General features: G+C 69.8%; 14 protein-coding genes. 4 read left to right on the forward strand and 10 right to left on the reverse strand.

Features of this window, described 5'->3' with window-relative positions:
- Positions 1-239: 239 nt before the first annotated feature.
- The 4 genes from BJY22_RS02330 to BJY22_RS02345 all read right to left on the reverse strand — a co-directional run bounded on the left by BJY22_RS02330 (position 240) and on the right by BJY22_RS02345 (position 5,440).
- A complete protein-coding gene (locus BJY22_RS02330) occupies positions 240-2,471 on the reverse strand; it encodes an MFS transporter (RefSeq protein ID WP_167203528.1) in 2,232 nt (743 codons plus the stop codon).
- A gap of 284 nt (positions 2,472-2,755) precedes the next feature.
- The gene (locus tag BJY22_RS02335; RefSeq protein ID WP_167203529.1) at positions 2,756-3,670 is read right to left on the reverse strand and encodes an SDR family oxidoreductase; all 915 of its coding nucleotides are present in this window, start codon (positions 3,668-3,670) and stop codon (positions 2,756-2,758) included.
- The gene (locus BJY22_RS02340) at positions 3,667-4,413 is read right to left on the reverse strand and encodes an SDR family oxidoreductase (RefSeq protein WP_167203530.1); all 747 of its coding nucleotides are present in this window, start codon (positions 4,411-4,413) and stop codon (positions 3,667-3,669) included. The genes BJY22_RS02335 and BJY22_RS02340 overlap by 4 nt, the downstream gene beginning before the upstream one ends.
- A 94-nt stretch (positions 4,414-4,507) precedes the next feature.
- Positions 4,508-5,440: a LysR family transcriptional regulator gene (locus BJY22_RS02345; RefSeq protein ID WP_167203531.1), complete on the reverse strand. Its 933-nt coding sequence runs from the start codon at positions 5,438-5,440 to the stop codon at positions 4,508-4,510.
- Positions 5,441-5,503: 63 nt separating this feature from the next.
- Here BJY22_RS02345 and BJY22_RS02350 point away from each other — a divergent pair, with 63 nt between their 5' ends.
- Positions 5,504-6,565, forward strand: coding sequence for a serine hydrolase domain-containing protein (locus tag BJY22_RS02350; RefSeq protein WP_167203532.1), 1,062 nt, complete (start codon positions 5,504-5,506; stop codon positions 6,563-6,565).
- A gap of 22 nt (positions 6,566-6,587) precedes the next feature.
- Here BJY22_RS02350 and BJY22_RS02355 read toward each other — a convergent pair whose 3' ends face one another.
- Positions 6,588-6,770 carry a hypothetical protein gene (locus tag BJY22_RS02355; protein ID WP_238350274.1) on the reverse strand — a complete coding sequence of 61 codons (183 nt, stop codon included), beginning with the start codon at positions 6,768-6,770 and terminating at the stop codon, positions 6,588-6,590.
- A 131-nt stretch (positions 6,771-6,901) separates the two neighbouring features.
- Here BJY22_RS02355 and BJY22_RS02360 point away from each other — a divergent pair, with 131 nt between their 5' ends.
- Positions 6,902-7,393, forward strand: coding sequence for a DNA polymerase ligase N-terminal domain-containing protein (locus BJY22_RS02360; protein ID WP_167203533.1), 492 nt, complete (start codon positions 6,902-6,904; stop codon positions 7,391-7,393).
- A 9-nt stretch (positions 7,394-7,402) separates the two neighbouring features.
- Here the strand turns inward: BJY22_RS02360 and BJY22_RS02365 are convergent, their stop codons facing one another.
- From BJY22_RS02365 to BJY22_RS02375, 3 genes are all read right to left on the reverse strand, one after another.
- Positions 7,403-8,020, reverse strand: coding sequence for an L-threonylcarbamoyladenylate synthase (locus tag BJY22_RS02365; protein ID WP_167203534.1), 618 nt, complete (start codon positions 8,018-8,020; stop codon positions 7,403-7,405).
- Between the two features lie 115 nt (positions 8,021-8,135).
- Positions 8,136-8,768, reverse strand: a complete 633-nt coding sequence (locus BJY22_RS02370) for a class F sortase (protein ID WP_337758053.1) — start codon at positions 8,766-8,768, stop codon at positions 8,136-8,138.
- A gap of 14 nt (positions 8,769-8,782) precedes the next feature.
- Positions 8,783-9,598: a DUF4397 domain-containing protein gene (locus tag BJY22_RS02375; RefSeq protein WP_337758055.1), complete on the reverse strand. Its 816-nt coding sequence runs from the start codon at positions 9,596-9,598 to the stop codon at positions 8,783-8,785.
- 219 nt (positions 9,599-9,817) lie between these two features.
- Here BJY22_RS02375 and BJY22_RS02380 point away from each other — a divergent pair, with 219 nt between their 5' ends.
- Both BJY22_RS02380 and BJY22_RS02385 read left to right on the forward strand, forming a co-directional pair.
- Entirely contained in the window at positions 9,818-10,537 is a 720-nt protein-coding gene (locus BJY22_RS02380) for a hypothetical protein (RefSeq protein ID WP_337758057.1), read from the forward strand.
- Between the two features lie 4 nt (positions 10,538-10,541).
- A complete protein-coding gene (locus BJY22_RS02385) occupies positions 10,542-12,017 on the forward strand; it encodes a DHA2 family efflux MFS transporter permease subunit (RefSeq protein ID WP_167203535.1) in 1,476 nt (491 codons plus the stop codon).
- A 9-nt stretch (positions 12,018-12,026) separates the two neighbouring features.
- On the opposite strand, the gene BJY22_RS02390 is transcribed toward BJY22_RS02385, so the two are convergent.
- Positions 12,027-12,797 (reverse strand): DNA alkylation repair protein, encoded by a 771-nt coding sequence (locus BJY22_RS02390; RefSeq protein WP_337758060.1) that lies wholly within the window; start codon positions 12,795-12,797, stop codon positions 12,027-12,029.
- Positions 12,749-13,492 (reverse strand): SDR family oxidoreductase, encoded by a 744-nt coding sequence (locus BJY22_RS02395; protein WP_167203536.1) that lies wholly within the window; start codon positions 13,490-13,492, stop codon positions 12,749-12,751. The genes BJY22_RS02390 and BJY22_RS02395 overlap by 49 nt, the downstream gene beginning before the upstream one ends.
- Between the last annotated feature and the right edge of the window lie 110 nt (positions 13,493-13,602).

Genomic DNA, 13,602 nt, shown 5'->3' on the forward strand with positions numbered 1-13,602 from the left:
GTGTGGTGGCGGTTGACCTGGGGCGCTGGGTGGGTTGCGCGACGCGGCGATCTGCAGCTGGACAGGACGTGTCGCGCGGCTGGGTAGTGCACCTAGGCGTGTTCGCGTCCGCGTGTACATCGTCTTGCGGTGCACTACCTGTCGAGCTGCCGATCCTGCGCCAGCTGGTAGCGGGTCAGTCAGGAGAGCCGGGTCCCCTCCGGCGGTCGAGTCGGAGCCCGAACGCTTCTTGACGTGCACTAGCCGAAGGGTTGGCGGTGTGGCTGGTCCTCGGGGTAGCCGTTGCCTGGGGTCGGCGGGGCGGGCGGGGCCGGGGCTTCGGAGAGGTTGTCGCGGATGGTGGTCAGGAGCCGTGCTTCCACTGCCTGCAGTTCGGTGATGCGGGTGCGGATCTCCTGTTCCTCGGCGCGGGCCTCGGTGAGCAGCTGGTCGGCCTCGGTTTGGGCGGTTGCGCGGAGGTGGTCGGCGGTGCGCTGGCTGGCGCTGAGGACGCTGAGCTCGTAGCGGCGGAGCTCGTCGACCAGTTCGCCGGCGGGGCGCTGCGCGTCGAGGATCGCGGCGGCCGGTTGCGGGATGTCGGCGTCGGGCAGGGTGCTCTCGAGCGCCGCGATCTGCTGATCCACCCGGGTGAACAGGTCCGCGACATCGGTCCGCATCTGCCGGATCGTGTTCGCGGCCGCCTGCACCCGTTCGGTGGCCTCCCGCTCCCGTTCGCGCGCCGTACGCTCCGCCGACGTGATGACATCCAGCGCCACCACCGCGGCACGCTCCGCCGGGTCGTCGGGCACCGTTGCCCGTTCCGGCGTACCAGCAGCCTCTTCCCCCTCGGAGGACGCTCCCATCGCGACCGTACGACGCAGCGGAGCCTCGCGGATGAACAACACCGCCAGCAGACTGAGCACGGCAGCCCCCGCGGCGATCACGAAGATCCGCCCGGTCGCGTCGCCGTACGCGTGCCGGACGATCTCCTGGACCGGCCCCGGCAGCGCGTTCACGTCCAGGACGCTCCCCGACCCGCCCTGCGCCGCCGCGGCCGCGCCCGGGCCGAGCTCGCGCAGGTGCTCGGTGATCAGGTCGGTGACCCGGGTCGCCAGGATCGCGCCGAGCACGGAGACCCCGACCGCACCGCCCAGGCTGCGGAAGAACGTGACGGTCGCGCTCGCGGCGCCGACCTCGCTGACGTCCACGGTGTTCTGCACCGCGAGCACCAGGTTCTGCATCATCATGCCCATGCCGATGCCCATCCCGAGCATCCCGAGGCCGACGTACCAGTACGGCGACGTGTGGTCGATCGTCCCGAGCAACCCGAGCCCCGCGGTCAGGAACAGCCCGCCGATCACGAGGTACCGCTTCCACTTCCCGAACCGGGTGATGAGCTGCCCGGACCCGACCGACCCGAGGAACGACCCGAACATCATCGGGATCGTCAGCAACCCCGCCTCGGTCGCGCTGTACCCGCGGGCCACCTGGAAGTACTGCCCCAGGAACACCGCGCTGCCGAACATCCCGATCCCGACCGCCAGGCTCGCGAGGATCGCCAGCGCCGTCGTGCGCTCCCGGACGACGTGCAGCGGCACGAGCGGCTCGGTCGCACGGACCTCGACCACCACGGCCAGGATCGCGAGCACCGCCGTACCGCCGAGGTAGGCGCCGGTCTGCCACGACCACCACGGGAAGTGCTGACCCGCGAACGACACCCAGATCAGCGGCAGGCTCGCCGCACCCGCGATCAGCAGCGCGCCGAGGTAGTCGATCGTGACCTTCCGCTTCAGCACCGGCAGGTGCAGGTACCGCTGCAGGACGATCAGCGACAGGACGGCGAGCGGCACGCACACGTAGAAGCACCACCGCCAGCCGAGCCGGTCGGTGTCGACGATGACGCCGCCGACGAGCGGACCGCTGACGGTCGCGAGCGCCATCACGGCACCCATGTAGCCGGAGTACCGACCGCGGTCACGGGGTGGGATCGCCGCGCCGACGATCGCCTGCGCGAGCGCCATCAGCCCGCCCATCGCGATCCCCTGCACCACCCGGGCCCCGATCAGGAACGGCACGTTGTGCGCGGCGCCGGCCAACACCGAGCCGACGACGAACATGATGATCGCGAGCTGCACCAGCAGCTTCTTGCTGATCAGGTCGGACAGCTTGCCCCACACCGGCGTGGACACCGTCATTGCGAGCAGGCTGGCGGTGACCACCCAGGTGTACTGCGTCTGCGTGCCTTCGAGGTCCGCGATGATCGTGGGTAGCGCGTTGCTGACGATCGTCGAGCTCAGGACCGCCGTGAACAGCGCGGCGAGCAGCCCCGCGAGGATCTCCAGGATCTCGCGGTGCGACAACTCCGGGTCGCCGGACACAGTCGGCGGCAGGCCGGTTGGAGCCGGTTGCGGATCATCGGCCGCGTACCTGGAGCGGTACCGGTGCGGGGTGGTGCCGGCCGGGGTGGCCTGCGGGGTCTGGGTGGCAGACATCAGCTTCCGTTCGTACGGCGGGACGCTACGACCGGAGCAGCGCGGTGCACTGCCCCGAGGCGGAAACGGCCGGCCGTGCCCTCACCCGACCCGATATTTGGTTGCGACTACCAACTTTAATCCCGATCTGTCAGCAACCGTTCACCGGGAGGCATCAAACGTTCGTCGGGGCGAATTGTGAGACGGACCCTCCTCGGAACGTGACTTCCCCCGTACGATCCGGTGATTGTTGAGTAATCAACACCCCGGCCTCCGGCGGAGCTGTCAGGGCCCGCCGGAGGCCTTCACCCGAACGCCGGCCGGGACGGACGCGGAACGGGATGCAGCAGGTCGTCCAGGCCGACGCGGCGCAGGAACTCGGCGCGCACCCGGTCCGCCACCGCGTTCACCACGATCGCACCGTCGTCGGACGGGTCGTAGCTGACCCGGAACGGCCGCTTGCCCTTCTCGGTGCCGACCACCTCGGTGATCAGTTTCGCGACCTCGGCGACGTCCGACCATTCCGGCTCCAGCTCGGCCAGCCGCTGGCCGACCTGGTCCATCAGGCCGGCGTACTTCGTTTCGTACGCCGCGACCACATCGGTGTCGGCCGGCGTACCGCTGTGCAGGAAGTGGTTCGTGCCGTGGGTGAAGGCACCCGGTACGACGATCGTCGTCTCGATCCCGAACCGCGCCAGCTCCAGCGCGTAGCTCTGTGCCATCGCGTCCATCCCGGCCTTCGCGGCGAAGTACGGCGCGAGGTACGGCGGTGTGCCGCCGCGGGTACTCGAACTGCCGACCCAGACGACCAGGCCGTCCCGCTGCTCGCGGAGGACCGGCAACGCTGCGCGATTCAGGCGTTGTGTGCCGACGACGTTGGTGTCGTACAGGTCGAGCAGTTGCTCCGGTGTGAAGGCCTCGGCCGGGCCGGTGACCATGTGCCCGGCGTTGTGGATCAGTACGTCGAGGCGACCCTGCTCGCTGATGACGGTACGGACGGCCTGCTGCGCCGACTCGTCCGAGCTGACGTCGAGCTCGATCGGGCGGAGGCTGACGTTGCGCTCGGCGGCGTACTGCTCGGCGTCCGCCGCAGCGGCCGCGTTGCGGCCCGCGAGGTCCCGCATCCCGGCGTACACGGTGTGGCCTGCGTCGGCGAGGGCCCGGGCGGTCAGTGCGCCGAAGCCGCTGGACGCGCCGCTGATCAGGATGGTCCTGCTCATGCTGCCGAACCTCCGTTGGCGTAGATGACCTGGCCGTTGATCCAGCGCGCCGGGCCGGCCAGGAAGGCGATGATCTCGGCGATGTCCTCGGGCTGCCCGAGGCGCTCGAGCGGCGACTCCGCGGCGATCCGGTCGACGAGTTCCTGCGGCTTGCCCTCCAGGAACAGCGGAGTCGCGGTCGGGCCAGGGGCGACGGCATTGACGGTGATGTTCCGGCCGCGCAGTTCACGGGCGAGGATCAGCGTGATCGCCTCGACGCCGCCCTTGCTGGCGGCGTAGGCGGAGTACCCCGGCCTCGCCAGCAGCGTGAGCGAACTGGAGATGTTGACGATCGCGCCGCCGTCGCGGACCCGGCGGCTCGCCTGCTGGTCGACGACGAAGGTGCCGCGCAGGTTGGTACGAATGATCCGGTCGAACACGTCGAGGTCGAGCTCGGCCAGCGGCGCGAGCGGCATGATTCCGGCCGCGTTCACGACCACGTCGACGCCGCCGAACTCCTGCTCGACCCGGTCGAACAACGCCGTCACCGCGGCCTCGTCGGCGACGTCGGCCCGGACGGCGATCGCCCGGCCGCCCGCCCGCTCGACCTCCTTGACGGCCTGCTCGGCGCCGGCCTGGCTGCTGCCGTACGCGATCGCCACCGCGTAGCCCTCGCGGCCGAGGCGGGCGGCGGTCTCACGGCCGATCCCGCTCGACCCGCCGGTCACGATCGCGACCCGCCGGGTGGTGTTGTTCTCGGTCATCGTCCTGCTCCTGATCTGGATGTCGTCTCCTGCTGACACCTAGATCGTGCGCGGATCGGTGGATCAAATCCAACGAATCAAAACGATGGGTGGATCAATTCTGTTGATCCAAATCCCGGCCGAGCCGCGTGCCGGGCGGGTGCCGCAGATGGCTGCCGACCAGGCCCAGCAGAGCCCGGAGCGCGGCAGTCGGCTTCCGCCGCTTCAGCGTCGCCATGTAGAGCGACCACTGGAACGTCTCGCCGGTGACCGGTACGACGCGGAGCTGCTCGAGACCGGAGACCGCGTACTCCGGGATGATCCCGAGCCCGACACCGTGGGTCAGGAACTGGACCCCGTTCTCGATCCCGAGCGCCTCGACGACGACCTGCCGCTTGATCCCGGCGGCCTCGAACTTCTGGTCGATCAGCGTCCGGGTCCCGAAGCCCGGCGGGAAGTCGACGAAGGCTTCGTCCGCCAGATCCGCCAGCTTCACCGACCGCCGCCGGGCCAGCCGGTGCCCGACCGGTACCGCGAGCACCTGCGGCACCCGGAGCAGCTCCCACGCGGTCAGCTCGCGCGGCACACTGCCCTCCGCCACCCCGAGGAACCCGACGTCGATATCGCCGTTGCGCAGGCCGACGATCACGCCCGCCGATCCCTCCGGCTCGACCCGCAGCTGCAGCTCGACGTTCGGATGCCGCCGGCGGAACTCGCCCGCGGCCGCCGGCAGGTCGATCAGCCCGAGCCCCGGCAGCAGCCCGACGCGGACGCTCCCGCGCATCCCGGCGCCCAGCTCGTCCACGACATCCCGGGCGCCCTGGACCGCGTCCAGCACCGCGAGCGCCTCGGGGAGCAGCGCCGTACCGGCCTCGGTCAGCGCCACGCGTTGCGCGCTGCGTTCGAACAAGGTGACCTTCAGGTCCTTCTCCAGCGCGGAGATCGCGGCGCTGACCGCGCTCTGCACCACGTGCAACCGGCGAGCGGCCAGCGTGAAGCTGCGCTCGTGCGCCACCGCTACGAAGTACTCCAGCTGCCGCAGTTCCATGAGCGCAGTGTGTCAAGGGATCCGCTGCGGCTCCGACGTACTCGCGAGAGAGAGGATGGACGAATGGATCTTCAGGACCAGGTGCAGCGGCGTATCGACGAGCTCGCGGAGACCGAACTCGGGCTGCAGGTGGCCGCGTACCGGCACGGCCAGCTGGTGGTGGACGCGGTGGCCGGGGACGGCGTGACGCCGGAGACGTTGTACTTCGCCGCGTCGACCGGCAAGGGAGCCTCCGCCACGGTCGTCAACGTGCTGGTGGATCGCGGCGTGCTCGACTACGACCGGCCGATCGTCGAGATCTGGCCGGAGTTCGGTGCCCACGGGAAGGACAAGGCGACGCTGCGGCACGTGCTGACGCACTCGGTCGGCCTGCCCGCACTGCCCTCGGACACGACTCGGAAAACGCTACCCGGCCAGGCGGATCGCCTCGCCGGCACGGAGCCCTGGTGGGAGCCGGGCACGAAGATGACGTACCACGCGGAGACGTTCGGCGTGCTGGCCGGCGAGATCGTCCGGCGCGCGACCGGGCAGACGATCTCCGACGTACTGCGGGACGTCCTCGGACCGCTCGGGATCGAGAACGACGTGTTCTTCGCCCTCCCGCCCGGCCAGGCGCATCGGATCGCGCCGCTGGTCGAGCCGGACGGCGCCGAGGAGACGTTCGCGACGCTGGCGGGAATGTTCGAGAAGGTCGTACCGCGGGCGATGCAGCCGCGGGCCGCCGTACTCAATCAGCCCGGGCAGCTCGCGATCGAGGACGCGTCGAGCGGGATCCTCACCGCGCGCGGGATCGCCAAGCTGTACGCCGCGTTGATCGGCGAGGTGGACGGCGTACGACTGGTCCGGCCGGAGGCTGTTCCGGTCATCACCGGACCGGCTCTGGTCGCGCGGGACGAACTGCTCGGCAACACCGCGACCTTGGCGCTCGGCTATGCGGTCGGGCGGTTCGGGTCGTCGGCGGAGGAGAGCCCGGCGTCGTTCGGCTGGCCGGGCATGGGTGGCAGCGTCGCGTGGGCAGACACCCGCGCGGGGGTCACGTTCGCGCTGACCAGGACGCTGTTCGACCCGTCGGGTTCGGAGTCGGCGGCCGAGATCGGCAACCTGGTTGCGAAAACTCTTTGCTGAAAGCCCTTAACCGTAAGGGATTTCAGCTTCGGGACTCACGGACCTGGAGCTGGTCGATCCAGACGAGATGGCCGTGGTGACTGACGAGAATCTCGTCGGTCCCGGCCTTCCCGGTCCGGCGGCCCAGCTCCTGGCCCGCGATCCAGCGTCCGCCGATGAGGATCTGTACGGCGATCGGCCGCGCCGGTGAGGGGGCTACGGGCATGGCACCTGCTTCTGGACAGGGGCGGATGATGGAGGAGAGTGTGTGGGGCCGGTTTTCTTCCAGCCAGACGTAAGCGTACAACCGCGAGATGACTGACCGTTAGCCGTAATTCGAATTCATCAGGAGCCTAGGTGCCGAAGCCGATCTTCGTGGTTCAACTACACGACGCGCGGCGGCTGCACTACGACGTACGGCTCGAGGTGGACGGGGTGCTGAAGTCGTGGGCGGTGCCGCGCGGGCCGTCGCTGGATCCGGTCGTGAAGCGGCTCGCGGTGTTCACGTCGGACCACGATCTCGAGTACGCGTCGTACGAAGGGGTGCACCGGGACGCGCAGTACGGCAGCGGTGCGGTGATCGTCTGGGACGCCGGCGTCTTCACGAACCTCACCCGCGACGACCGGCAGCAGCTCGTCGATCCCGCCGAGGCGATCGAGCGCGGGCACTTGAAGGTGCAACTGCATGGCGTGAAGCTCAACGGCGCGTGGGCCTTCACCCGGACCGGCGCGGACTGGCTCCTGGTCAAGGTGAAGGACGCGGACGCCGATCCGGACCTGGACCTGACCGTCACGGAGCCTCGATCAGTGCTCAGCGGCCTCACCATCGAGGAGATGGCCGCCTCCTGAACGCCGCGGCTACTCGAAGGGTGTGGGGTCGCCGGCGCCGACTCGTACAACTTCCGGTACGTCGTCGGAGAAGTCGATCACCGTGGTCGGCTCGGTGCCGACCTCGCCCTCGATGACCGCGTCGATCTGGTTGTCGAGCTCTTCCTTGATCTCCCAGCCCTGCGTCATCGGCTCCTCGTGGCCGGGCAGCAGCAGCGTGCTGGAGACCAGCGGTTCGCCCAGTTCGGCGACCAGCGCCTGCGTGACGACGTGGTCCGGGATCCGCACACCGACGGTCTTCTTCTTCGGGTGCAGGAGCCGGCGCGGGACCTCCTTGGTGGCCGGCAGGATGAACGTGTAGCTGCCCGGCGTGCTGGCCTTGATCGACCGGAAGACGGCGTTGCTGATGTGCACGAACTGGCCGAGCTGCGCGAAGTTCTCGCACACCAGCGTGAAGTGGTGCCGGTCGTCCAGGTTCCGGATCGTGCGGATCCGGTCGATCCCGTCCCGGTTGCCCAACTGGCAGCCGAGCGCGTAACAGGAGTCGGTCGGGTACGCGATCAGCCCGTCCTCACGGAGCAGGTCCACCACCTGCCCGATCGACCGCCGCTGAGGGTTCTCGGGATGGATGTCGAAATACCTGGCCATGACCGACGAGCCTAGGGCATGTCTTCCGATCCCACGCCGTCGCGAGCAGGTGCTCGGTGCGGCGAGGTGCCGTGCCGAGTGCCGCGCAGTAGGCGTGGGGTCGGAAGACATGCCCTCACTGCGCCAGGCCTGTCGGTACGGCGGTCACCACCAGGTTGTCCTCGTAGCCGCCGCGGGACGCGTCGTATGCGCCGGTGCAGGTGATCAGCACGAGCCGGTGTTCCGTGGCCTGGTCGAACGCGCCGCTCTTCGTCGCGAGCGCGTCCTTGCGCACCGACACGATCGCCTCGACCCGGTACGACGCCGTGCGCCCGGACCCGCGCAGTACGACGACCTCGCCCCGCCGTACCCGGAGCAGCCGGGCGAAGAAGCCGAGGCCCTCGGTCTTGGTGTCGACGTGCCCGGCGAGCACCACCGAGCCGAACGGATCGCCCGCCTCGGCGCCGCCGTCCCACCAGCCGACGTGCTGCGCCTCGGCGGGCACCTGGAGCTCGCCGTCGACGGTAGTTGCCTGAAGCACCGATGCGTGCGCGCCACCGGGCAGCACGACCTGTTGCGGGACGAACCGGATGCGTTGGCTCCGCGCCGGCGTACCGGTCCGCCCCGGAGGTGCCGACGGCGGGGCGGTGGGTTGCACCGCGGACGGCGTACCGACGGAGGTGACGCCGGACGTTGCCGTGGGTGTGGGCACCGCGCCGCCCGCCCCGGCCGCGCAACCGGCCAGGGCGAGACAGCACAGTGTCGTCACCGGCAGACCTCGCTTCAGCGGCGGACCACCTTCCGGCCCGTGACGACCGCGATCCCGAGCGCGGCGAGGAACACCACGATCCAGGGACCGTACTGGCCGGCGGGGCTCTGCGCCTGGTCGAGCCCTGCCGCCTGGCCACCGGTTCCGGTGTTCACCACGCCCGGCTTGTCCGACCCGGTGGCCGGAACCTTGATCGTGCCGAGTGCGACGGTCATCGTCTGCTGGCTCGGCGCGCCGATCGCGAACACCCGGGTCAGATAGCCGGCCTGCACCGGGAGGTCCAGTGGACCGAGCACCACCGGCGACGTCGCGCCGGTGGGAACGATGTCCACCTTGTACGTCCCGGCCGGAACGACCACGTCGAGCGATTCGCCGTTCGCGACGTTCTCGAAAAGCACGTTCCCGTTCACCCGGATATCCGCGGGACCGACCGCGGCGTCGTGCGCGACCCGCAATCCGGCCTTGTCCTTCGGTACGGCGGTCAACTTGTTCACGTACGTCGTAACCAGCGGCGCCCCGTTCGGCGACACCGGCTGGTGAACGACGACGTCCAGGCTGGTGCCGGAACCGGCCGTCACCTCGCGCTGGATCACCACTTTCCCGCCCTGCCGGGCGGTGATCATCCGCTTGCCGGCCGCCACCCCGAACGGCCCGACCAGCTTCCCGCCGGCCACCCCGGACGCGACCTGACGGCCGTCCACACTGATGTCCAGGCTGCGCCCCGGCAGGCCCTGGACGAAGTACAGGTTGGCCCCCGCGGCCGCGCCGGCGGGTGCCGCGAGCAGCGCCGGCGATGCCGCGACAAACACCGCGAGCACCAGCGGAAGCACTCTTCGAATTACCGGACCACGAATTCTCGAAATGCCTTCATTAACCGCCCGGGATTGCCCGGCCACACTCCGTCCCCGCATTTTTCTCCCCCCTCGATGTTCATCGGAAAATTGCGCAAGAATTGCCCGTCCCCCAAGAATTGGGGCGTATCGTATGCCCAAGTCGACCCGATCGCCAGGGGGAAACGGTCAGGTCCGATCTCAGGGGGAGGGCAACGGGTGGGGAGCCGTCGGCCGGGGGCCCGGTGCCTGGTGACGGTCGCGCTGGTGCTGGGGTACAGCGCGACCGCCGCCTGTTCGGGCGACGCCGCCGGCCCGGCCGCACCGAGCCCGGGACTGAACAGCGCCCGGTCGTCGGTTCCGGTCACGCCGGAAAGCGCGCCGCCGAGCATTCCGGGCACCGCGGCGGCCAAGCCTGGAATCGAACTCGTCGCCGTACCGCGCCGGGACGGGTCGTTCGACGTCACCGAGAAACTGCTGTTGCCCACAGCCACCGACATGCTCCCGTTGCAACTGCCGGCGTCCGGCGAGCATCTGCCCGGGATCATGACGCCCACGAGCCCTCGGGTGACGAACCTGAAGGTCATGGCCGACGACCAGTCCGTACCGCTCGAGAACACGACGGTCCCCGGCGCCGACTTCATCCCGCTGACCGCCCCGGCCACCCGGATCCTGCTCACCTACCGGCTGTCCGGATCGACGGTCCTCGCCACGCCCGCGCGGTCGACCCGGGCGGGCGCGACCATCCGGCCGCTGACCGCGAGCGCCGAAGGCACGCTGCCGACCGACGTCAAGGTCACGACCGGTCTGCTGAACGCGGTCTGTCCGTTGCTGACCGAGACCCGGTGCGCGGTCGGCGATCCGCCCCGCCTCACGATCCAGTCCGACATCCCGGCCAGCAAGGCCCTCGTAGTGCTGCAACTGGATCTGCCACGCTGAGCACATGACTGACGAGCGGATCGCGCTGGGCACTGCCCGCGGGCGGTGGGTGCTGGCGGCGACGGCCCTCGGGTCGGGGATGGCGTTCCTGGACGGGACCGTCGTCAACGTCGCGTTGCCGGTGATGGGCGAGGATCTCGGGGCCGACATGGCAGGCCTGCAGTGGATCGTCAACGGCTACATGCTGATGCTGGCCTCGCTGGTGCTGCTCAGCGGGTCGCTCGGCGACCGGCTCGGGCGGCGGCGGACGTTCGTCGCCGGCGTGGTCTGGTTCGCGGTGGCCTCGGTCGTGTGCGCGTTCGCGCCGAACCTCGAGGTGATGATCGCGGGCCGGGTCCTGCAGGGCATCGGCGGCGCGCTGCTGACACCGGGCAGTCTGGCGATCCTGCAAACGACGTTCCAGCACTCCGATCGCGGCAAGGCGGTCGGCGCCTGGTCCGGTCTCACGTCGGTCGCCGCGGCCGTCGGTCCGTTCGTCGGCGGCACGCTGGTCGACAGCGGCTACTGGCAGCTGATCTTCCTGATCAACGTGCCGCTCGCGCTGCTGACCGTCCTGGTCACGCTCCGGCATGTGCCCGAGACCCGCGACGAGGAGGCCGGCGGCAGGCTCGACATCACCGGCGCGATCCTGGCGACCGTCGGCCTGGCCGGTTTCACGTACGGCCTGATCAGCGCCGGCGAGCACGGTTTCGGCGACGCGATGGTTCTGGTCAGCCTGGCGATCGGCGTGGTCACGTTCCTCGGGTTCGTCCTGGTGGAGATGCGCAGCTCGCACCCGATGCTGCCGTTGAGCGTCTTCGCCAACCTGCGCTTCACCGGCGCGAATCTGGTCACCGTCGTCGTGTACGGCGCCCTCGGCACGGCGACGTTCCTGGTGGTCGTGTACCTCCAGACCGCGCTGGGCTACTCCGCCCTCTGGGCGGGGGCGTCGCTGCTGCCGATGACCTTGCTGATGCTCGCCCTGTCCGGGTACGCCGGCGGGTTGTCGGACCGGATCGGCGCACGCATCCCGATGACCGTCGGGCCAGTGCTGATGGCCGGTGGACTCCTGCTGATGCTGCGGATCGACACCGGATCGAACTACTTCACCGCCGTACTGCCGGCGGTCGTGCTGCTCGGGCTCGGGCTGGTCGCGACCGTGGCGCCGCTGACCGCGACTGTGCTGTCGTCGGTCGAGGACCACCACGCCGGGATCGCGTCCGGGGTGAACAACGCGGTCGCCCGGTCGGCGCAGCTGATGGCGGTCGCGGCGATCCCGATGGCGGCCGGCATCACCGGCGACTCGTACCGCGATCCCGTTGCCTTCCACAACGGATTCGGGAAGGCGTTGTGGATCTCGGCCGTGCTCGCCGCGGCCGGCGGCGTGATCGCCTGGGTCACCCTCGGCGAGCGCGGCATCTCGCGCCGGCAGCCCGTCCACCATCACCGGCACTGCGCTCTCGAGGCCCCGCCGTACGCCGACAGCCGGACGCCGAGCTGATTTGTCGACTTATCGCTGCATGTAGTGCTTGCGGCTGTCCGGGTCCAGGCGTTCGATGGCGTAGCGGAGCATGGTGCGCGGCATCCGGGTCGCGTACTGGTCGAGGAAGGTGCGGAGCTCGTCCTCGGAGACTCGTTTGCCCGCCTCGCGGAGCATCCAGCCGGAGGCCTTGTGGATGAGGTCCTCGCGGTCGTCGAGGACCTCGACGGACAGTTCGTAGATGTCGGCGGTCTGGCCGCGGTTGATCAGGTACTGCGTGGCGACCAGCGCGATCCGCCGTTCCCAGAGGGAGCTGGAGCGGACGAGTGTGTACAGCGGATCCCGCGGCTTGTCGAACAGGTACCCGCCGACGACCTGCGGAGCGCTGCAGTCCACCAGGTCCCAGTTGTTGATGTGCGCCGTACTGCGGAGGTACAGCCCGTAGATCGCGGCGAGTTCCTCCGGGGCGGCCGTCCGCGGTTTGAGGCTGCGGGACGCGCGATCGGCCAGCAGACAGAGCACTGCGAGGCGATGCTCGTGCACCGGACTCGTCAGGGCCTGTTCCAGCTCGGACAGGGGAAGATCGGCACGTAGATACGGTCTGAGGATGCCGCGGATGGTCGACAGCTTCACGCCGATCATCTGGTCGCCGTGGCCGTACCCACCCGGCCCGAGCTTGAAGTAGCGCGCAAGGATTTCCGCCAGCGCTGGATCGGCGGCAGCGTCGACGTCCGCGAGCAACGCCTTGGTGCTCAGACCAGCATCCCTCCGGTCGCGCGGAGGTTCTGCCCGGTCATCCACCGGGCGTCCGGGCCGGCGAGGAACGCGACCACGTCGGCGACCTCGGCCGGCTCACCCATCCGGCCGAGCGCGGTGATGCCGACGAGTGCGTCCCTGATCGCCGGCGGGTTGTGGTCGTGGAACATGTCGGTGTCGGTCGCGCCCGGCGACACGGTGTTGACGGTGATCGCGCGCGGGCCGTACTCGCGGGCGGCGACCTTCACGAACTGCTCGAGCGCTGCCTTGCTCGCGGCGTACAGAGAGATCCCGGGGCCCGGCATCACGGTGTTGAGGGTCGACAGCGCGATGATCCGGCCGCCGTCGGGCAGTACGCGGCCGGCGCGCTGAATGGCGAAGTACGGACCTTTGACGTTGGTCGCGAACAGCTGGTCGTAGTCGTCGGCCGTGACGTCGGCGATCGGCTTCACCATGGCCTCGGCTGCGTTGCAGACGAAGATGTCCAGCGTCCCGGTCGGCGCGGCCGCGCGGTCGAAGAGCCCGTCGATCGCCGACAGGTCCGCCTGGTCCGCGTGGACTGCGATCGCCGCTCCGCCGCTCGCCTTGACGTCCGTGACGACCTCGGCCGCGGCCGCTTCGCTGCTCGCGTACGTGAAGGTCACCACGGCGCCGTCCGCCGCCAATCGCCGGACGATCGCGGCGCCGATGCCGCGCGAGCCACCGGTGACAAGTGCTGCCTTACCGTCGAGAACGCCCATGCCGTCTTGTCTATCACCCTGTCAGCTCGCTCGTTTGCTTGACCGTTCGTTTGATCGGCCGGCGCTGACAGCGCTTACAGCCAGGAGGTCACGCTCCGGGGTCCATCGGC

The sequence above is a fragment of the Kribbella shirazensis genome (genome assembly GCF_011761605.1).
GTDB classification, from domain to species: Bacteria; Actinomycetota; Actinomycetes; order Propionibacteriales; family Kribbellaceae; genus Kribbella; species Kribbella shirazensis.

What these genes read in the sequence shown, in the direction of transcription:
- BJY22_RS02330 (WP_167203528.1), bottom strand. Translation starts at nt 2,471, where the DNA reads ATGTCTGCCACCCAGACCCCGCAGGCCACCCCGGCCGGCACCACCCCG.
- BJY22_RS02335 (WP_167203529.1), bottom strand. Translation starts at nt 3,670, where the DNA reads ATGAGCAGGACCATCCTGATCAGCGGCGCGTCCAGCGGCTTCGGCGCA.
- BJY22_RS02340 (WP_167203530.1), bottom strand. Translation starts at nt 4,413, where the DNA reads ATGACCGAGAACAACACCACCCGGCGGGTCGCGATCGTGACCGGCGGG.
- BJY22_RS02345 (WP_167203531.1), bottom strand. Translation starts at nt 5,440, where the DNA reads ATGGAACTGCGGCAGCTGGAGTACTTCGTAGCGGTGGCGCACGAGCGC.
- BJY22_RS02350 (WP_167203532.1), top strand. Translation starts at nt 5,504, where the DNA reads ATGGATCTTCAGGACCAGGTGCAGCGGCGTATCGACGAGCTCGCGGAG.
- BJY22_RS02355 (WP_238350274.1), bottom strand. Translation starts at nt 6,770, where the DNA reads ATGCCCGTAGCCCCCTCACCGGCGCGGCCGATCGCCGTACAGATCCTC.
- BJY22_RS02365 (WP_167203534.1), bottom strand. Translation starts at nt 8,020, where the DNA reads ATGGCCAGGTATTTCGACATCCATCCCGAGAACCCTCAGCGGCGGTCG.
- BJY22_RS02385 (WP_167203535.1), top strand. Translation starts at nt 10,542, where the DNA reads ATGACTGACGAGCGGATCGCGCTGGGCACTGCCCGCGGGCGGTGGGTG.
- BJY22_RS02395 (WP_167203536.1), bottom strand. Translation starts at nt 13,492, where the DNA reads ATGGGCGTTCTCGACGGTAAGGCAGCACTTGTCACCGGTGGCTCGCGC.